The sequence below is a fragment of the Salinadaptatus halalkaliphilus genome (genome assembly GCF_006543045.1).
Taxonomy (GTDB): domain Archaea; phylum Halobacteriota; class Halobacteria; order Halobacteriales; family Natrialbaceae; genus Salinadaptatus; species Salinadaptatus halalkaliphilus.
In genome coordinates this window covers 166,591-184,326 of sequence record NZ_RBZW01000058.1, presented here as the reverse complement: position 1 = coordinate 184,326, position 17,736 = coordinate 166,591, and the positions used below count along the sequence as shown (strand labels likewise).

Below are 17,736 nucleotides of genomic sequence, written 5' to 3'. Positions count from 1 at the left end.
CCGGAACTGGCGCATTTCCGTCACTCATCCTCGCCGTATCGCTCGGCGGCTGATTCGAAGCCGAGTTCTTCGTTCTCGCGGCCGCGGCGTTGCTCTGACGCGGCGATCGCGTCCGGCTCCGGCGCAGCATCGTCGGTGATCCGCGCCCACGACTTGTGGACTTTCGAATGGCACCAGCGACAGAGATACACCGTAATCTCGTGGGAGAGGGTCTCGCCGTCGCGAGCATAGGAGAGGTGGTGTTCCTCGAGCAGCGGGCGCTCGTCGTCATGGGCCATCCGTTTTTCCTCGAGGCCACAGCGCACGCACTCGCGATCGCGATTGCGCGAGCGAAAGTGCGGACAGTCCGCCCACGTCTCGTCGGTCTCGGGGTCGACGACGGGACAGGCGTACTCCTGGGCGGCGCGCTCGCGGGCGAATTCCGGATCGTGACCGTAGTGCTCGAGGGCGTACCGACACTGGCCCTCGCCGGTGAGGTAATCGCAGAGGTCGGCGAACTCGTAGGGATCGTCGACGCCGACGGCAGTTCCCTGTGGCGTTTTCTCCATCGCTTTGGCCCCCGTTGGTGACCGATCGATTTGAATCTTTCATACGGTGTACTGTACGTCGTTTCCGGCGCAATCGCCGCCTAATCGCGGTTGCGTCGGTGCATCGTTACGGCAATCCGTCTCGCACGGAATCTCGTCGGTCACTGCCGGCGGTCTCGCAGGACGGTCGCGGTCACGTCGAGATCGTTCCACGAGATCGTATCAGCCGATCGTCGCCGCTCGCCGAGGCTGGGAAACGCTGAAAACTGGACCATTCTCGAGAACCGGTCATCGCTGATCCTCGTGTCGACTGTCGGGACCGATCAAAACTGGCAACGCTCGCGGCCGACGATGGTCCTACAGGACGATGCTCTTCTTTCGCATCAGCTCGTGAATCGTCGCGTCGAGGCCCTCGCGACCGATTCCCGAGCGCTTGTTCCCGCCGAATGGGATGTCGCCGAGACCGTGGCTTGGCGGCCCGTTGATGCGGACGCCGCCGGCGTCGACGCGATCGGCGACTCGCATCGCTCGCTTGTAGTCGTTCGTAAAGACGGCGGCATCGAGCGCCAGTTCCGACCCGTTGGCGATCTCGAGCGCTTCGTCCTCGTCCGAAAACGTCGTGACCGCGGCGACGGGGCCGAACTGCTCTTCGTCGACGATGCGGGCGTCGTGGGGGACGTTCGCGAGCAGCGTCGGCTCGAAAAACTGGTCGGCGAGATCGTCCGGCACGCCCGCGGGGGCGTGGCGACTCCCACCGCGAACGAGATCCGCGCCCTTCTCGACGGCGTCGTCGACGAGTTCCTGGACCCAGTCGGCCTGGTCCTCGCTGATCAGCGGACCGAAGGCGGTGTCCTCCTCGAAGAGGTCGCCAGCCTGCCAGGCGTCCATCTGGCCCTCGAGCAGGTCGACGAGCTCGTCGTGGACCGATTCGTGGGCGAGGACACGGGAGACGGCCGAGCATCGCTGGCCGGCATACTTGAACGATCCCTTCGCGCAACTGCCAGCGACGTCGGCGAGGTCGGCGTCCTCGAAGACGATGGCGGGGGCGTTGCCGCCCAATTCCATGTGGAGGGTGACCATCCCACTTTCGCGCGCGACGTGTTCACCGGCGCTCGAGGAGCCGGTCATCGCGATGGCGTTGACGCGATCGTCGCCCGCGAGGACGTCGCCGATCTCGCTCGCTTGACCGGGCACGAAGTTGAACGCGCCGTCGGGGATTCCCGCGACGCTCGTGACGATGTCGGTGAGGATCGCCGCCGAGATGGGCGTCTTCGAAGCGGGTTTGAGTAGGACGCTGTTGCCGGCTGCGATCGCCGGCGCGACCTGCAGGGCCGTCGTCGCCAGCGGATAGTTGTACGGCGTGATACAGAGGACGGCGCCGATCGGTTCGTGTTTGACGATCGCTTGCCAGCCCTCGTGGCCCTCGGTCGATCCCTCGCGGTACTCGCCCGTGCTGACGACGTTGCGGGCCTCTTCGGCTGCGCGGTCGAAGCGCTCTGCGGCCTGTTCGACTTCCCCGCGAGCCGACGAGATCGGTTTGCCAGCCTCTCGGACGATAACTTCGGCGAGTTCCTCCTCGCGTGCACGAAGCTTCTCGGCGATCTCCTCACACCAGTGGGCCCGTTCGACGACGGTCGTCTCTCGCAGCGTCGGCTTGGCCGCCTCGGCGGCCTGGAGCGCCGCCCGCGCCTCGGCTGGCCCCGCCCCAGCCACTTGGGCGAAGGTTCCGCCGGCCGCGAGGTCCGACACCTCGAGGGCACTGTCGGCCTCGCGCCACTCGCCGTCGACGTACAGTCGCTCTCGCCGCTGTGCAGCTCTCGTTGCCATACGTTGCCCTTCGACGCCCATACTGAAAATGTTTACTCACACTCGAAAAAACACAGGTGGCCTTGACGGTGACGATCGGTGATACGATCGCCGACAGTGGGAACCGATGTCGCACTACAGAAAACAAATCTTTTGGTACACCAAAGAATTGTTTTGTGGTGGGGAAGGTTTAAGGAGATCGCGCGCGTATCGATTTAATACGATGAGCACCCAGAAAACCGTCCGTCAATCCGCAGACGCCGTCGAAGAGAACGAGCTCCGGCTCGACCAGGAGAAAGCCGAGCAGATCGTCGACGCGCTGAACACGGAGCTGGCGAACTCCTACGTGCTGTATCACCAGCTCAAAAAACACCACTGGGTCGTCGAGGGTGCCGAGTTCCTCCCGCTGCACGAATTCTTAGCGGAGGCCTACGAGCACGTCGAGGAAGGCGCAGATGTCATCGCCGAGCGCGCGCAGGCGCTGGGCGGCGTCCCGGTTTCGGGTCCGACCAACCAGGAGCGCCGAGCGACCGTCGAGTTCGAGGGCGAGGACGTCTACGACGTCCGGACGATGTTCCAGAACGACCTCGAGATGTACGGCGACATCATCGAATCGATGCGCGACAGCATCGAACTCGCCGAGAACTTAGGCGATTACGCCACCGCTGAGATCCTGCGGGAAATCCTCGTCACGCTCGAGGAAGACGGCCACCACTTCGAACACTACCTCGAGGACGATACGCTCGTGCTCGAGGAAGCGACGAAGTAACGCCGGAAACGAACCGACGACGAGCCGCCAGGCGAGCAGCGCAACGGGAAGTACTGATACGGTTTACTGTAAGTCATTTCCGGCGCACCCGCCGCCCGGGTCGCGGGTGCGCCGGTAAATCGTTACAGTAATCCGTATGATTCATTTCGCGACGAGAACCGGCAGCCGACGCGGTCGTGAACGGTTACGATCGACGCCGAGCGAGAACGGGGATCGCTGCTTTCGTCATACCGAGTCCGAACGGTCGCGGTCTTGACATCCTCTCCGCCCTGAAGGGCGAAGATTCCCGACCGCGTTGGGATATTATGGTTTACGACGTGATCTGTTCTTGAGGTGCGAACGCACCAGTTTCCTTGTCAAACAGGAACGTCGATGGCTGTGCCAACCAGCCGTTACTCCTATCTCCCCCATCACAGGCGAGACTCGGAGATACTTTTTGCCGTATATTCTCAGCACCGTTCACATCAGCGTTCGCTACCGTCCCGCACTCATCGCAGACGTACAAGCCACGTTCAACACGGTTCGCGTCACGTTTACGGCCACAACACGAACACGATTTCGACGTATCCTGCTCGGACACTGCTTCAACCGTGATACCTTCCATCTCAGCTTTATACTCGAGGAGATCGGTGAATCGGTCGAACGCCCACGAGTGGAGGTCGAGATTGCCGTGTTTACCCCAGTCTTTCACCTCACCATCCTCATCTTCGCGGATACCGGATAGGTCGCCCACCACAATCGTCTCAACACATTCCTCGACACATCGTTGAACGATGTGTTTCGAGAGTGTATGGAAATAGTGGGTTCGCCGCCGAGACTTTTTCTGGTTCAGCCGGGTGGCCTGCTCAGAGTCGGAGTCGTCGCACCGAGCAATCCGCTTGCTGAAGTAGTAGTCATCTTGCTTCAGGCAGTTAAGCGGGTACAACTCGCTGTGGCCGTCCTCGTAGGCGAGTGCTGCAAAGTTGTTGATACCGAGATCGACACCAACGGTCTTCTCACCCGGTGTGTCGGCCACTTCGATCTCGACGTTACACACGAAGTGCAGTTCCCACTCGTCACCCGTCCAGACCGCCCGCACCTGTTGGACGGTTTCCACGGTGGAGAGATCAACGTCGGGTCGGGTCTGGTACTCACAGAGGATGAAGTCCGACCAGTACTCTTTGAGGTTCGAGCCTTTTGAGAGTCGAACCCGGTTGTACTGGGTGTCGAGTTTGAAGCCAGCGGCTTTGAACGTGACTGTGGAACGCGGGTGTTCGTCGCCGTGTTTGCGGTAACCGGGCGGGTTCGCTCGCGTGTCTCCGTTGCGTCGTTTGCCGTACCAGCCGTTGAACGCTTCAGCGAGTTCTTGTAGGACTCGCTGTGCTCAATGAGCGAAGCTCATTGGCATCACGAGACGGCTTCGCCGTCTCGAACGAACTTGACTGAGAATGCAGGTCATCGTAGCGTTCGTGGCTCTTGAGGTACGCGGTGAGTTCGTCGTGTTCTGGAATGTAGCCAATTTCATCCCAGACATGACTGATTGCCCACCGGCCGACGTTCCAGAGTTTCGAGGCGGCGAACCCGAGCGAATCAAGGTCGTTGGACACCCGTGACTGGTTCCTGATGGAAGCAGTGTAGGTGCGTGTGACGACCTGTTTCGCCATACGTAATCTATGTTGGTAAAATTACTTGAAGGTATGGATTGCACCGCGTGGAATATCCAGCCGTGCCATCGAACGTGGTTTGTGAATGGTAGTGTCGGATTCATCCCCGCCCTGAAAGGGCGAGGCTTTCTCCTTGACTCTCCGTAAAAGGTCCGTGCGCCCCTGTGTCGCGAACGCACGATCGATCGGGGCCAGCCGATACCGAGAGCGAGATTACGGCTCGAGGTCGACAGTCAGATCAGTCGCGATCCAGCCGTCGGTGTTGTTTCGTTCGGTAAAAACGAGTTTACCGGGACGGGGTTCGTGGCTGCTCACGATTGCCGCCGGCTCTGGCGGAGCCTCGGCGGTGTTTTCGTCCTGCCTGCGGGCGGGTGCTTCCATCACGCGAAGTTAGGCGACCCTAAATCCAAAAGGGTTTTGGTTTGCCTAAGAGCATGGGACCGATATCGAGGAGACTCGCTCGAGTGTGATCGGAACGCGAGGCGACCATACCCGACGTTCAAACTCCTCGCGACCGTAGGGCCGAACATGGATTTCGACGTGATTCAGGGAGACATCGCCGTACAGTCAGCCGACGCGCTCGTCAACGCCGCCGGGACGAGCCTCCGGATGGGATCGGGCGTCGCCGGCGCGCTCCGGCGGGGCGCGGGTCAACAAATAAACGAGGAAGCCATGGACGAGGGACCGATCGATCTCGGCGCGGTGGCGGTGACCGACGCCTACGACCTCGAGGCCGAGTACGTCATCCACGCGGCCGCGATGCCCCATTATGGCGACGGGGAAGCGACCGCCGAAAGTATCCGCGACGCGACGCGTAACAGCCTCGAGTGCGCCGACGAACTCGGCTGTCGATCGCTCGTCATCCCGGCACTCGGCTGTGGCGTGGCGGGCTTCGACCTCACCGAAGGCGGGGAGATCATCGGCGAGGAGATCGATGCCTACGAGCCCGAAGCGCTCGAGGAAGTCCGCGTCATCGCCTACAGCGACGAGGAGTACGACGCGATCCGCGCGGCGACCGGCGAAGCCGAAGAGTCGAAACGGACCGACGGGAGGAAGGCCGATCGATAACCCGGCGCTCGAGGTACGACGTCCGTCTGAGACGAAAGCTGGATCGGTTCATTCGAGATCGACGCGCGGATCGAGCGCGCCGGCAGCGAGGTCCTGTACGTACGTGGCGACAATCCCGACGATGGCGATGATCAGCGTCGCCCCCATCACCAGCGGCAGGTCGCGTCTGAGGATCGCGTTGTAGGTCACCAGTCCAAACCCGGGAAGTTCGAAAACGTACTCGAGTACGAAGACGTTCACCAGGAGGACGCCGAAGAGCTTCGAAAGGGTCAGCGACAGCAAGGGGACGGCTGCGACCCTGAGGACGTGGTAGCTCACGCGCCACTCGCTCAGCCCACCTGCGCGTGCCGTCCGAACGTAGGGCCGTGATTCGCGCTCGAGCAGTTCGGCCCGGACGTGTTGGGCCTGTCCTGCGATCAATCCTGTTCCGAGAATCAGTGCCGGGAGCGCAACGCGTTGGAGGTTGTACGAGGAGACGAGGCTTCGCTCGAGGTCGTACCCCGTCAGGACGATGCCGAACTGGAGCGGCACGATCGCCAGTGCGACCGCCGCGATCCAGAAGTTCGGCACGCCGTAGATCGTATACGTGGCGATGATGCTGAGCCGCGAGAGGAGTTGGTTCCGCCCGAGCGCGCCGTAGGTGCCAAGTGCGACGCCGCCGACCAGCGCGAGTGCCAGCCCCGGGAACACGTACGTCGCCGTGACGGCGAGGCGTTCGCCGAGCACGTCCGTCACCGGCTGGCCCGTCGACTCGGACAGTCCCCATTGGAACGTCGCGATCCCCGAGAGCCACTCGAAGTAGCGCTCGTGCAGTGGGAGATCGTACCCCCGTTGCTCGCGGTACGCCTCGACGGCTTGCTCGACGTGGACCTCGACTTCGTCTTCGTCCATCGTCCCGTCCGCGACCTCCATGGCGGCAGCCTGTCGGACGAGCGCCTCGTTCGGGTCGTCCGTCGTAGCCAGAAGGACGAACGCTCCCGTGACGACCAGCCAGAGTGCAAGCAACGCGAACGCCGTCCGCCGAACAACGGCCCACCAGGACGCCACTGTCTCACCTCGTCGCTTGGAACCGCCGGTTCGCGACAGAGTCACGAGCGCTCGAGACCGCGATCGACGCGACCGATGGAGACACGATTTCGAACTACCGCCCCTATCCGTTTAAAATTTTGTCAGGTTTGGAGGGCGGAAGATGCGCTCTGCACCGACCAAAGAACTATTGACGTTTATGTACTGGTGTTGGAACGTTCGTGGGGCGCCGACGATGGCATCTCGACCACCAACCGACTCCGTGAAGATCGGCGACGCGGATTCGCGCGGCGCTGGTGACCGTCGGTTGTGTGAATTCGTCTCCGGGAAGACCCTCGGCTTCCTCCTCTCGGCGTCGGTACTCGCACTCGGGTTTCTGGCCCACCGCGTCGTCCGCGGAGTCGAGGAGCCGCTCGTGCTCGAGTGGACGCCCTCGCGCGTCGACTGGCTATTCCTGCTCGCTGTAGCCGCGTTCACGTGGTTCGTCGTTATACCGGTCGTGACCGACGCGATGCTCCGACGGCGACTCTGGCGCTCGCTTCGTGCGGATCCGCTCGCGCTCGCGAGTTGCTGTTATCTCGTCGCGTTCGGACTCGCAGGCACGGTCGGCGCCGCACTCGTCGAACACTACGGTCCGTTCGTCACGGACTCGCTGCAGCCGCCGGGTACCCTCGAGGCGCCACTCGGGGCCGACGGCCACGGACAGAATCTCGTAGCGCTGCTGCTCGAGGGTGCCGGCGTCAGCCTGCGGGTCGCGTTCGTCGTCGCAATGGTGATCGTTCCGACGGCGCTCGTCGTCGGGACGGTCGCGGGCTACGCGGGCGGAGCCATCGACTCGGCGCTGATGGGCTACGTTGACGTCCAGGAGACGGTTCCCGTCTTTCTCTTCTACATCGTGCTTGGCTACGTCTTCGAGTACAGCCTGTTCCTGCTCGTGGTCGTCTTCGGCCTGCTCGGCTGGGGGCGCGTCGCACGGCTCGTCAGGGCAGAGGTTCGCCAGCTACGCGAGCGACAGTTCGTCGAAGCGGCCAGAAATTGCGGTTGTACGACGGCACAGATTCTGCGGTGGCACCTGCTTCCAAACGCGGCCAGCGTGGCCGTCGTCGGGACGACCCAGCTGATCGCCTGGCTGTTGCTCGTCGAAGCCGCACTCGCGTTCATGTATCTCTCCGATCCGAATGTCGCCTCGTGGGGGCACACGATCGCTCGAGGGCTCGTCGAGGGCGGCACGAACGTCCGGTTTCAGAATAGCTGGTGGGTATCGACGATGCCGATGGTCGCACTCGCCGGGACCGTGGTCGCGTTGTCGGTCGTCGGCGACTGGTTGCGTGATGCGCTCGATCCGCGATAAGCGTTCGGTCCCTGACAGACGTTCGCTGCTCTAGGAGAGCGAAAGTCCACGAATCTCGACCGAGTCGCCCGCTTCGACGCGACCGATAATTCGTCCGTCCGTGTCGGCAACGATGTCTGTGGCCCGGTCCTCGGGGAGCGCGACGACGAAACCGGTACCCATGTTGAAGGTGCGGTGCATCTCCTCGTCGCTCACGTTACCCTCCGCCTGGACGAACTCGAAGATCGGCTGAGCCGGCAGTGGCTCGTCGATCACGTACTTGTTCTCGCCCATCCGCAGCAGGTTCGTCCAGCCGCCGCCGGTGACGTGAGCCGCAGCGTGAACACCGAACTCACCCATCGGCTCGAGCAAGTCCGTGTAGATCCGGGTCGGTCGAAGCAGTTCCTCGCCGATCGAGCGGTCGTCGTCAGCGTGTGGGAACGGGTCGGTGTAGTCGTGCTCGCGGGTCACGGCCTCGCGAGCGAGTGTGAGACCGTTTGAGTGGATCCCACTGGAGGGAAACCCGACGAGCGCGTCGCCGATCTGGGCTTCGCCATCGAGCACGTCGCCTTTCGCCGCGAGGCCGACGCAGGTGCCCGCGAGGTCGAACCCTTTCACGACCTCGGGCATCACCGCCGTCTCGCCGCCGAGCATGGCCAGATCGGCCTGCTCGAGGCCCACCGCGAGCCCCTCGCCGATCTGGTTGGTCAGATCGTCGTCTGGCTCGTCGATCGCGAGGTAGTCGACGAACGCGACGGGTTCGACGCCCGCCGCGACGAGGTCGTTGACGTTCATCGCGATGCAGTCGATACCGATCGTCGAGAAATCCTCGATAGCTTCCGCGACGAGCAGTTTGGTGCCGACGCCGTCGGTCGCCAACGCGAGGTAGCGGTCGCCGATGTCGATCAGGCCGGCGTACTCGGTTCGGAGGTCGCTGCCGAAGGCCTCGAGTAAGGCGGCGGTCGCGTCCTCGCTGGCTGCGATGTCGACGCCGGTGTCGGCGTAGGTGAGCCCCTCGGACTCACGCTCGTCGTCCGCTGAGTCGGTCATGTGGGAACGACCGCGTGGGGCGAGCAAAAGGTCACCGGTCCCGAGTGGAAATCGGTATCGAAACGAGTCCACTCGAGTGGCTACCAAAAGAAGCCAAAGACGAGGAAGAACGCGACCAGGGCGACGACGCTGAACCCGAAGACCGCCGCGAAGATCGCTTTGTTCCACTCGAGGACGGTCTTGCCGTCGAGCGGGCCGAATGGAATCATGTTGAACGCGGCCAGGAAGAGGTTGATGAGTACGCCCATGTGGCCGATCATGCCGAGGTAGCCGCCGAAAAGCATCAACGGGAAGAAAAGCAGTGCGAGCAGGTGGTTAGTCACCGGGCCCGCGAGCGCGATATGACCGTTCTCACGGACCGTGATCCGACCCCGGTGGTAGACCGCACCCGGGGCCGCAAAGAGAAAGCCGATCAGGGCACTCATGATCGCCAGAAACAGCATCTGGTAGTCCGCCCGAAATTCGGCGATCTGGCCGTATTCGATCGCGACGACCTTGTGTGCGAGTTCGTGTAAGAGGAAGGCAACGCCAACGGTGACGAAACTCAGCCCGATCATCGTGACGAAAAAGCCGATCGTCACGTCGGCCCCGCGGTGGATCGGCGCGAGCAACAACGCGAACGCGACGCTCAACACGACCCAGGCCAGCGCGAGATCGAACAGCTCCTTGTCGCTAAAGGAGAGCTCGGGCTCGGGCTGGCGACGGGCGCGGGTGCTCACGTGAGCACACCCCGAATCAGCTCGAGGCTGTTTTCGGCGCCGGCCCAGAGTTCGCCCATCAGTGCGTCGACCCCGCCGATCTCGGTGCCCATCCACGGGACGACGACGATGAAAAACAGGAACGACGCGAGCATGCTCCCGATGTTCGTCAGCGCGACGATCATGATGAGCCGGAACAGTGGCACGTCGAACATCTCCGCGAGCGCGTCGTCGATCGGGCGGTCGGTGTCGCCGATGATCTCGTTCAACGTGGCGATATCGCCGACGTTGACCGGACGGTGTTTGAGTTCGACGTAGCCGGCGAACCAGCCGGGCGCGAGCATGGGGTTGATGCTAGTCAGCCAAGCCACGGCACCGCCGACGCCGGCACTGCTCCAGTGGGCGCCGGCCAGTCGAGCGAGTGTAAACGCGAACACGCCGTTGAACAGGAACCAGGCCGCAAACAGCTGGAGCAGGAAGGTGTTCTGGACGCCCGCCATGACGAGCAGGAAGAAAAAGGCGACCACGCCGACCATGATCAGATAACCGAAGATCTTCACCGGCGAAAAGCGCCGCCCCGTGGCTGCGCCCGTCAGTGACTCCATCGGCGGCAATCCGGACGGGTTCTCGAGGTGTCGTTCGATGCCGGCCTTGTGTCCCGCGCCGACGACGGCCAACACGTCGTAGCCCTGTTCGCGAAGCTGGTGGAGGTTGTGGGCGATGTAGGCGTCGCGTTCGTCGATCAGGGCGTTGGCCCCGCGGGGACTGAAGCGACGGAACTCTTCCATCATGGCGGCGACGACGTCACCGTCGGTCATCTCCTCGATGTCGATTTCGTCGATCTCCTCGACGTCGGCGCCGGCGGTGCCGAGGACGGCTGCGAGGACGGCACCCAGTAGCGCACCGAGTCCGACGCCGGCGACGAGTCCGGTGCCCGTTCGTATCGCGTAGATGCCGGCGCTTTCGAACCTGCCCGCGGAGACGGGTCCGACGAACGTTTCCGTGGCGACGAGCGCGAGACAGCCCCCGATACCGATGACGAGACCGCCGAGAATTCGTAACGAGAAGCCATCGAGCAGGCCGCCGGTGTACTGACTCGGCGTATCGAACGACGGCAGGGCGAGGAGACCGACGAAGACGCCGACGAGCGCCCCCAGCCCGACCGCACCCACGTACTGATGGATTCCGGGATCGGTCATGCCGAGCAGTGTCACGTCACCGAACCCGAGCAACGGCGCCAGAAAGACCGAGGCGATGATTCCGACGATTGCGCCGATGCCGACACCGACGCCGATCCCGATCGTTCGCGGGTCGGTCGCGCCGAGGGCGAGACCGCCGACCATCTTCAGTTTCTCGAGAAACGATAATCGGCGCCAGAATCGCTGGATCGTCACCTGGATATCGCGGTCGACTAACGCGACGCCGCTGCCGTTTCGTTCGGCCGCGTCGATCGCCGCGCGCATGTCGGCGCCGGGTTCGATGTCGAACTGGTCGCCAAGTCGGGACTGGACGTAGGACAGCATCCAGTAGGCCAGAAACTGAAAGACGGTGTTGCCGGAGAGGAGATCGTTCGCTTCGATATCGTCGGGAGTTCCTCCTTGCATCTGCCGGAATCGACCCTCGTCGAGTTCGACCGCTACGACGTCGGGTTGTTCCTCGTCGACGGTCTCGTGAACCTCGTCGACGCTGGCCTGCGAGACGTGGGCGGTCCCGAGGACGTGAACCGAGCCCCGACCCGTCTCCGGCGGCTCGGGCGGCTCCGGCACGTCGGCGTCGCCTGCATCACTCATTAGGGGAAAAACTCGGGCGCGACTTTTACCAGTATCGGAGTTGCCGATGCCGTCCCGCCGTCTCGAGACAGGAGCAAAAATCACGACCAGTTTCACTATCCCGTGCGAGGCGCTATCTGACGATCGTCACCGGGACCGGTGAGCGCCGGGCGACCGTCTCGGCAACGCTGCCAAGCAGAATCCGGGACGCCCCGGTCCGGCCGTGACTGCCGATCGCGATGTGGTCGACATCGTGTTCCGTCGCGTAGTCGACGATCGATCGAGAGACACCACCGACGACCTGCTCGGTCTCGATCTCACGTCCCAGTTCCGTCGCCTGTTCGCGTGCGGCTTCGAGGACCGTCTCGGCCTGTTGCTCGTGTTGGTCCCGAATCTGTTCGTAGTTCGCCATCGCACCACCTTCGACGCCCGTCGCCGCGTAGACGTCGCCAGGGTCGATGGCGTGAATCGCGGTGATCGTCGCGTCGGGATACTCCGTGCAGGCGAACTCGAGTGCGTCGGTCGATTGGATCGAATCGTCGACAGGGACGAGCACGTGGTCTGTCATACCCACGGCTACGGCAGTCTGTGAGTTAAATCCTCACGAAAATCGAGGTGGCCGTCTCGCGCCGGTACGAACGAGTTACTTCGCGCGGCCCTGGCCGCCGGTGTTGGACGGTCGGACCTTCTCGGCGCCCTTGCCGCGGTTGTTGAGACCACGGTTGTCCTTGCCAGCGTTGGTGAGCCCGCGGAACGCGCGGTTCGTGTGGGCGTCGTCACAGATCCAGTTCAGATCGTCGTCGTTCTGGATTGCGGGGTGGTTTGGATCTACCAGAATCACTTCGAACCACTTCTGCGAGCCGTCTTCACCGACCCAGTAGCTGTTGAGCACACGCAGGTTCGGGTACTTCCGGGAGACGCGCTCCTCGCCGATGCGCTGGATGTTCTTGCGCCGCCCGATGCGGTTGACACCCTGGCGCTTGGACCGACGACCGGCCGTGAATCGTTCCTTGCGTGCGGTTCCTTTGCGGACCGAGACGCGAGTCACGATAATACCCTGTTTGGCCTTGTAGCCGAGTTCGCGGGCCTTGTCCAGGCGTGTCGGTCGGTCGATACGCTCGATTGCGCCCTGGTCGCGCCACTCCTGTTTGCGCTGCCACTGCAGCTCCCCGAGCTTCCCTTCGTCGGGGTCTTTCCATGCGTCTTTGATGTGTGAGTAGAAGCTCTTTGCCATCGTATCACCGCGGGCGTTTCCTGGTTCAATCCCGATCGTGGGATCACATCCCGTCCTGTGGTGGCGTCGTCGCCGAACAGGTGCCCACTGGTGCCCGCGATCCAGCGAGTCTACCCGATTCTATCCAACTCTCGAGTATAAGCGCTTCGAAGCCGAGACACCCACGAGGATCTATCACACGCCGTCTGGCGACGCATGGAAAGGGTTTTTCGGGACGACCGGCTGGGTATAGACAAATGGGGCTCGAGGAGGAGATCGAGGCAATCGAAGAAGAGATCGCCAATACGCCCTACAACAAGTCGACGGAGGCCCACATCGGCCGATTGAAGTCGAAGCTCGCGGAGAAAAAGGAGAAACTCCAGAATCAAAGCTCCGCGGGCGGGGGCACCGGCTACTCCGTCGAGAAACACGGTGACGCGACCGTCGCCCTGGTCGGGTTCCCGAGCGTCGGCAAGTCCTCGCTGTTGAACTCGCTGACCAACGCCGAAAGCGAGACGGGCTCCTACGAGTTTACGACGCTCGATGTCAACCCCGGGATGCTCGAGCACCGCGGCGCGAACATCCAGATGCTCGACGTCCCCGGCCTGATCGAAGGCGCGGCGTCGGGCCGTGGCGACGGGCAGCAAGTGCTGGCGGTCGTCCGCAACGCCGATCTCATCGTCTACGTCCTCTCGGTGTTCGAGATCGAGCAGTACGATCGGCTCCAGGAAGAACTGTACGACATCAACATTCGCGTCGATCAGGAGCCCCCGCGAGTGACGGTCCGCCCGAAGATCAAAGACGGCATCAAGATCACCTCGAGCACCGAGCAGGACTTAGACGAGGAGACGATTTCGGACGTCCTGCGCGAACACGGCTACGTCAACGCCGACCTCAACCTCCAGGAGAACGTCAGCATCGATCGACTCGTCGACGGACTCATGGAGAATCGGGAGTACATCCCCTCGATCACCTGCGTCAACAAGGTCGATCTGATCGAGCCCGACTACAAGGAGACGGTCGACGAGCAACTGCGCGAGCGCGGGCTCGACCCCGAGGAGGTCACGTTCATCAGCGCCGAAGTCGAACGCGGGCTCGACGCCCTCAAAGACCGTATCTGGGACAACCTCGGGCTCATCCGTGTCTACATGGACAAACCCGGCCGCGGCGTCGACTGGGAGGAACCCCTCGTCGTCGAGAAAGGAACGACCATCGGCGAAGCCATCGAGAAACTCGGCGGCGAGATGGAAGAGCGATTCCGCTTCGCCCGCGTCAGCGGCCCGAGCGCGACCCACGACGAACAGCAGGTCGGCACCGAGCACGTCCTCGAGGACGAAGACGTGCTCAAACTGATTCTGCGGCGGTAGGTCGCGACTGTTCGCCAACGAGAGTCCGCGCCCGCGAAACACGCCTTCGCCACGTTTTTGGCCGGCGCTCCCGTCCTCTCACGTATGAACGGAACGCTCGATCACACGATGATTCGCGTCGCCGACCTCGAGGCGTCCCTCGAGTGGTACCAGACCCACCTCGGATACGAGGAAAAAGACCGCCACGAGGGCGACGGCTTCACCATCGTCTATCTCGGTCCCGAGGAGATGCACGAGGACAGTGCGATGCTCGAGATCACCCACAACGAGGGCGAGGATGTCGAGGTCGGCGACGCCTGGGGACATATCGCGGTACGCGTTCCGGAGGGCGAACTCGAGGATTACTATCAGCAACTGATGGACGAAGGCGTCGAGGACTATCGAGACCCCAAATCCTGCGGCGGGCGGTACGCCTTCGTGAAAGATCCCGACGGCCACGAGATCGAGATCGTCCAACGTGACCCCGACGAGGGTGCGCTGTGGTCGCTCGATCACACCATGATCCGTGTCGAAGACGCCGACGAGGCACTCGGTTACTGGACCCGCAAGTTCGAGTACGACGAGGTCGGCCGCTGGGAATCCGATACGTTCGCGAACTACTTCGTCGAACCCCGCGACGCCGCGCCCGAAGCGATGTCCGTCGAACTCACCTACAATTACGACGGCCGCTCCTACGAGTTCGGCGACGCCTGGGGTCACCTCTGTGTCCGGGTCGACGACCTCGGCGACGACTGGGAGACCCTCGTCGAACGGGAGGCGCCCGACTACCGCGACCCCGAGAGCAACGACGACATGTACGCCTTTACGAAAGACCAGGACGGCCACGAGATCGAACTGATCGAACGCGACCTCGAGGCCGACTCGCTGTTCCCGTTCTAAACGCCCGGTTTTCCCCCAAACGCCACCGCAGTCGGGAGGTCTTCGGCCGATCGGACTGGCGATCGAGCGCCGGATCACACCGCTACAGCGTCCCACGCTATGTATCCACTCACAGTGATATTCCCGATCAGCACACTTATCCGCTGGACACCCGACTCTCGGATAGAGTGACCTGTTCGTGGTAACCGAGGACGCGTTTTCCACGTTGCTCGAGTACATGGAATCGGAGTTGGGGTTTGCAACCAGCCACTACAACGAGAGTTATCTCGACCGACGCATCACCGCGCGCATGCGCCGGACATCGTGTGAGTCCTACGCCGAGTACCTCGAGTTCGTCCGTGCCGACGCCGACGAACAGGAGGCGCTGCTCGATTCGTTAAGCATCAACGTTACCGGATTCTTTCGCAATCCGGAGGTCTGGGACGGCATTCGCGACGTGCTAGCGACACTGTCGAACCAAGAACGGCGCGTCGACGTCTGGTCTGCGGCCTGTGCCGACGGTCGCGAACCGTACTCGCTGTCGATGTTGATTCACGACGACCGCCGGATCGACGCCGATTCGGTTCGGATTCTGGCAACCGATATTAGCGACCCCGCCCTCGAGACCGCACGTGAAGGGGTCTACGAGGAGTCACGGACGACCGATATCGGGGACGAACTGGGTCATCTCCGGAACTACGACCAGTATGTCGACTACGACGGCGAGGCCGGCACCTACCGGGTTCGAGATCGAATCAAGAAACCGGTCACGTTCGAGCGCCACGACCTCATCAACGGCGCGTCGAAATCCGGCTTCGACCTCGTCACCTGTCGCAACCTGTTTATCTACATCGAAAGCGAGGCCAAGCGAGCGATGCTCGAGACGATCGCCCGCTCGCTGCGAGACGGCGGCTACCTCGTCATCGGCAAGAGCGAGACGATTCCGCCGGCGCTGAAATCGACGTTCGACGCCGTCGACAACAAACACCGAATCTATCAGCGCAACTGACGAGGCGTTCCCTCGCGGGCGCTCACGCGGGATCGCCCACAACGTTGAGCACGCTCGCGTTCGAGCGGTGCCGTATGGACGCCGACTTCGACGTACACGACCACCGTCATCAACTCAAACAACTGCAGGATAGCGGCGAGACGGCCGTCTTCGAGAACCGCGACGGGTTGACCTGTCCGGCGTGTTCACGCGAGTTCGAACGGCTCATGCTCGTCGAACCGCGCCAGTACAGTGTTCCATCGAACGCCGGGTCGCCGTTCTGTCTCCTCAGGCGGGACGACGATCTGGTCTTGTTTCGACACTGATGGTGGTGTATCGACTCGAGCCCAGCCGGTACCGTGTGTCGCCGTTTGTAGATCACCGAAACGACCGCGAGAGAACGAGTAGGTTAGAAGAGATCGTCGGGATCGACGGTGGTGTTCTGTGCGTTTTCTAGCAACAGGTCGTCGAGGGCCTGCTCGAGTTCGTCCCGGTGGGGAAGCGCGAGCATCTGGCAGGTAAAGACCTGATCGCTGTCGGTCTGGATATTCGAGTCGAGCATGAACGCGTGATCGTCCGATTTGGCGATTTCGGTGGTGATCGGGCGCAGGATGGAGGCGCCCGTATCGGCGACGAACTCGGGCGGCGAGTGTTTGATTTCGGCGTTCAACACGTTCGCCCAGCCGTCGACGAAGCCGCTAGTCATGATGTTGCCCAGTTCCTGTAAGGCACCCTGTTCGGTCGATCCCCACTGTTCGTCGGTCTCCATCGGCACGAGCGAATCGACGACGGCGCGGCCGGAGGGCTGGTCGAAGAGGATGACGAGATACCCCCCGAGTTTCCCCTCGAACTCCATGACGGTGCCGACGTATCGCTTGTTGCCGACCTCGGTCGGAATGTCGGCGATCGGGATCAGACTCAATCGGCTGACGTTGACCGTCGTCTCGATGCCCGTCATCGAGGTGATGTTCGTCGCCGCCTTCTCCGCGCCTTCCATCGTCATCTCGTTGAACACCTCGAGCTTTTCGAGCGAGATGATGTTCTCCGTCTGGGGCTCGAGCGATCGCTCGAGTGAGTCGGCGTCGGGCACGAGCAGAATGCGGAAATCGATGGGTTCGTTGACGGCGTCTTTCGAGGCCTCGACGCGACTGCGGAAGACGAACAGATGCGTATCGCCCTCGCTGGCCGATGTCGGGAGGATGTCTGGACCGGTGCCCTGGATGTACGTCGGCGGCGAGCTCTTGATCTTGGCCTCGAGGTAGTTGGCCCAGCCGTCGACGAAGCCGCTGGTCATGATGTTGCCCACCTCCTCGATAGAGCTCTTTTTCTTCTCCGGATCGTCGGCGGGAACGAGCGTCTCCGTGATCGCGCGCCGACCCTGCTCGTCGAACGCGAGGACGACTTCGCCGGCCATCTCCCCGCTCAAGTCGATGTTGACGCCGGCGAACTCGTCGCCGATGAACTCGTAGCTCAGACTCTGTGGGGACATGAGTGAGACGTCGGTTACCTGAACGCGGGTTTCGATACCGGTCAACTGTGCCAGCGACTGGGCGGCCGATTGTGCGCCGTCGTGTGCGAGTTCCTGGTAGGTCTCGAGCTCGCGGATGTCGATTTCCATGGAAAC

At 62.6% G+C, this 17,736-nt stretch carries 17 protein-coding genes and 1 pseudogene; 7 read left to right on the top strand and 11 right to left on the bottom strand.

Annotation, left to right across the window (positions count from 1 at the left end; translation table 11 throughout):
- Positions 1-20 precede the first annotated feature (20 nt).
- Both D8Y22_RS17405 and D8Y22_RS17400 read right to left on the bottom strand, forming a co-directional pair.
- Positions 21-548 carry a DUF7097 family protein gene (locus D8Y22_RS17405; protein WP_141465957.1) on the bottom strand — a complete coding sequence of 176 codons (528 nt, stop codon included), beginning with the start codon at positions 546-548 and terminating at the stop codon, positions 21-23.
- Positions 549-884: 336 nt separating this feature from the next.
- Complete coding sequence (locus D8Y22_RS17400; RefSeq protein ID WP_141465956.1) at positions 885-2,354, bottom strand: aldehyde dehydrogenase family protein; 1,470 nt, start codon at positions 2,352-2,354, stop codon at positions 885-887.
- A gap of 202 nt (positions 2,355-2,556) precedes the next feature.
- Between D8Y22_RS17400 and dpsA the strand changes: the two genes are divergently transcribed.
- Positions 2,557-3,102 (top strand): DNA starvation/stationary phase protection protein DpsA, encoded by a 546-nt coding sequence (dpsA, locus tag D8Y22_RS17395; RefSeq protein ID WP_141465955.1) that lies wholly within the window; start codon positions 2,557-2,559, stop codon positions 3,100-3,102.
- A 310-nt stretch (positions 3,103-3,412) separates the two neighbouring features.
- Here dpsA and D8Y22_RS17390 read toward each other — a convergent pair.
- Together D8Y22_RS17390 and D8Y22_RS22505 are read right to left on the bottom strand one after the other, a co-directional pair.
- Positions 3,413-4,745: pseudogene (locus D8Y22_RS17390) on the bottom strand (RNA-guided endonuclease InsQ/TnpB family protein).
- A gap of 213 nt (positions 4,746-4,958) precedes the next feature.
- Positions 4,959-5,126: a hypothetical protein gene (locus D8Y22_RS22505; protein ID WP_174811901.1), complete on the bottom strand. Its 168-nt coding sequence runs from the start codon at positions 5,124-5,126 to the stop codon at positions 4,959-4,961.
- 147 nt (positions 5,127-5,273) lie between these two features.
- On the opposite strand from D8Y22_RS22505, the gene D8Y22_RS17380 reads away from it, so the two are divergent.
- Entirely contained in the window at positions 5,274-5,813 is a 540-nt protein-coding gene (locus D8Y22_RS17380) for a macro domain-containing protein (protein ID WP_141465954.1), read from the top strand.
- Between the two features lie 48 nt (positions 5,814-5,861).
- Here the strand turns inward: D8Y22_RS17380 and D8Y22_RS17375 are convergent, their stop codons facing one another.
- The gene (locus D8Y22_RS17375; protein WP_141465953.1) at positions 5,862-6,860 is read right to left on the bottom strand and encodes an ABC transporter permease; all 999 of its coding nucleotides are present in this window, start codon (positions 6,858-6,860) and stop codon (positions 5,862-5,864) included.
- Between the two features lie 214 nt (positions 6,861-7,074).
- Here D8Y22_RS17375 and D8Y22_RS17370 point away from each other — a divergent pair, with 214 nt between their 5' ends.
- Positions 7,075-8,190 carry an ABC transporter permease gene (locus tag D8Y22_RS17370; protein WP_174811900.1) on the top strand — a complete coding sequence of 372 codons (1,116 nt, stop codon included), beginning with the start codon at positions 7,075-7,077 and terminating at the stop codon, positions 8,188-8,190.
- Between the two features lie 30 nt (positions 8,191-8,220).
- Here D8Y22_RS17370 and purM read toward each other — a convergent pair whose 3' ends face one another.
- From purM to D8Y22_RS17345, 5 genes are all read right to left on the bottom strand, one after another.
- Entirely contained in the window at positions 8,221-9,219 is a 999-nt protein-coding gene (gene purM, locus D8Y22_RS17365) for a phosphoribosylformylglycinamidine cyclo-ligase (protein ID WP_141465951.1), read from the bottom strand.
- A gap of 80 nt (positions 9,220-9,299) precedes the next feature.
- On the bottom strand, positions 9,300-9,938 hold the full coding sequence (locus D8Y22_RS17360; protein WP_141465950.1) for a zinc metalloprotease: 639 nt from the start codon (positions 9,936-9,938) through the stop codon (positions 9,300-9,302).
- Positions 9,935-11,707 (bottom strand): TraB/GumN family protein, encoded by a 1,773-nt coding sequence (locus tag D8Y22_RS17355; RefSeq protein ID WP_141465949.1) that lies wholly within the window; start codon positions 11,705-11,707, stop codon positions 9,935-9,937. Before D8Y22_RS17355 ends, D8Y22_RS17360 begins: the two co-directional genes overlap by 4 nt.
- Before the next feature lie 112 nt (positions 11,708-11,819).
- On the bottom strand, positions 11,820-12,254 hold the full coding sequence (locus tag D8Y22_RS17350) for a universal stress protein (RefSeq protein ID WP_141465948.1): 435 nt from the start codon (positions 12,252-12,254) through the stop codon (positions 11,820-11,822).
- 75 nt (positions 12,255-12,329) lie between these two features.
- A complete protein-coding gene (locus tag D8Y22_RS17345) occupies positions 12,330-12,920 on the bottom strand; it encodes a 50S ribosomal protein L15e (RefSeq protein ID WP_141465947.1) in 591 nt (196 codons plus the stop codon).
- 236 nt (positions 12,921-13,156) lie between these two features.
- Between D8Y22_RS17345 and D8Y22_RS17340 the strand changes: the two genes are divergently transcribed.
- The 4 genes from D8Y22_RS17340 (at position 13,157) to D8Y22_RS17325 (ending at position 16,438) form a co-directional block, all read left to right on the top strand.
- Positions 13,157-14,266: an OBG GTPase family GTP-binding protein gene (locus tag D8Y22_RS17340; RefSeq protein WP_141465946.1), complete on the top strand. Its 1,110-nt coding sequence runs from the start codon at positions 13,157-13,159 to the stop codon at positions 14,264-14,266.
- A gap of 84 nt (positions 14,267-14,350) precedes the next feature.
- Positions 14,351-15,145: a VOC family protein gene (locus tag D8Y22_RS17335; RefSeq protein WP_141465945.1), complete on the top strand. Its 795-nt coding sequence runs from the start codon at positions 14,351-14,353 to the stop codon at positions 15,143-15,145.
- Positions 15,146-15,323: 178 nt separating this feature from the next.
- On the top strand, positions 15,324-16,133 hold the full coding sequence (locus tag D8Y22_RS17330; RefSeq protein ID WP_141465944.1) for a CheR family methyltransferase: 810 nt from the start codon (positions 15,324-15,326) through the stop codon (positions 16,131-16,133).
- Positions 16,134-16,207: 74 nt separating this feature from the next.
- Positions 16,208-16,438: a DUF7385 family protein gene (locus D8Y22_RS17325; RefSeq protein ID WP_141465943.1), complete on the top strand. Its 231-nt coding sequence runs from the start codon at positions 16,208-16,210 to the stop codon at positions 16,436-16,438.
- A gap of 83 nt (positions 16,439-16,521) precedes the next feature.
- Here D8Y22_RS17325 and D8Y22_RS17320 read toward each other — a convergent pair whose 3' ends face one another.
- On the bottom strand, positions 16,522-17,730 hold the full coding sequence (locus tag D8Y22_RS17320) for a chemotaxis protein CheC (protein WP_141465942.1): 1,209 nt from the start codon (positions 17,728-17,730) through the stop codon (positions 16,522-16,524).
- Positions 17,731-17,736: the final 6 nt, after the last annotated feature.

Bases quoted from the DNA above. Each gene is read 5' to 3' on its own strand.
- D8Y22_RS17370 (WP_174811900.1), top strand. From the start codon at position 7,075: ATGGCATCTCGACCACCAACCGACTCCGTGAAGATCGGCGACGCGGAT.
- D8Y22_RS17345 (WP_141465947.1), bottom strand. From the start codon at position 12,920: ATGGCAAAGAGCTTCTACTCACACATCAAAGACGCATGGAAAGACCCC.
- purM (WP_141465951.1), bottom strand. From the start codon at position 9,219: ATGACCGACTCAGCGGACGACGAGCGTGAGTCCGAGGGGCTCACCTAC.
- D8Y22_RS17350 (WP_141465948.1), bottom strand. From the start codon at position 12,254: ATGACAGACCACGTGCTCGTCCCTGTCGACGATTCGATCCAATCGACC.
- D8Y22_RS22505 (WP_174811901.1), bottom strand. From the start codon at position 5,126: ATGGAAGCACCCGCCCGCAGGCAGGACGAAAACACCGCCGAGGCTCCG.
- D8Y22_RS17335 (WP_141465945.1), top strand. From the start codon at position 14,351: ATGAACGGAACGCTCGATCACACGATGATTCGCGTCGCCGACCTCGAG.
- D8Y22_RS17355 (WP_141465949.1), bottom strand. From the start codon at position 11,707: ATGAGTGATGCAGGCGACGCCGACGTGCCGGAGCCGCCCGAGCCGCCG.
- dpsA (WP_141465955.1), top strand. From the start codon at position 2,557: ATGAGCACCCAGAAAACCGTCCGTCAATCCGCAGACGCCGTCGAAGAG.
- D8Y22_RS17340 (WP_141465946.1), top strand. From the start codon at position 13,157: ATGGGGCTCGAGGAGGAGATCGAGGCAATCGAAGAAGAGATCGCCAAT.
- D8Y22_RS17380 (WP_141465954.1), top strand. From the start codon at position 5,274: ATGGATTTCGACGTGATTCAGGGAGACATCGCCGTACAGTCAGCCGAC.
- D8Y22_RS17405 (WP_141465957.1), bottom strand. From the start codon at position 548: ATGGAGAAAACGCCACAGGGAACTGCCGTCGGCGTCGACGATCCCTAC.
- D8Y22_RS17400 (WP_141465956.1), bottom strand. From the start codon at position 2,354: ATGGCAACGAGAGCTGCACAGCGGCGAGAGCGACTGTACGTCGACGGC.
- D8Y22_RS17320 (WP_141465942.1), bottom strand. From the start codon at position 17,730: ATGGAAATCGACATCCGCGAGCTCGAGACCTACCAGGAACTCGCACAC.
- D8Y22_RS17325 (WP_141465943.1), top strand. From the start codon at position 16,208: ATGGACGCCGACTTCGACGTACACGACCACCGTCATCAACTCAAACAA.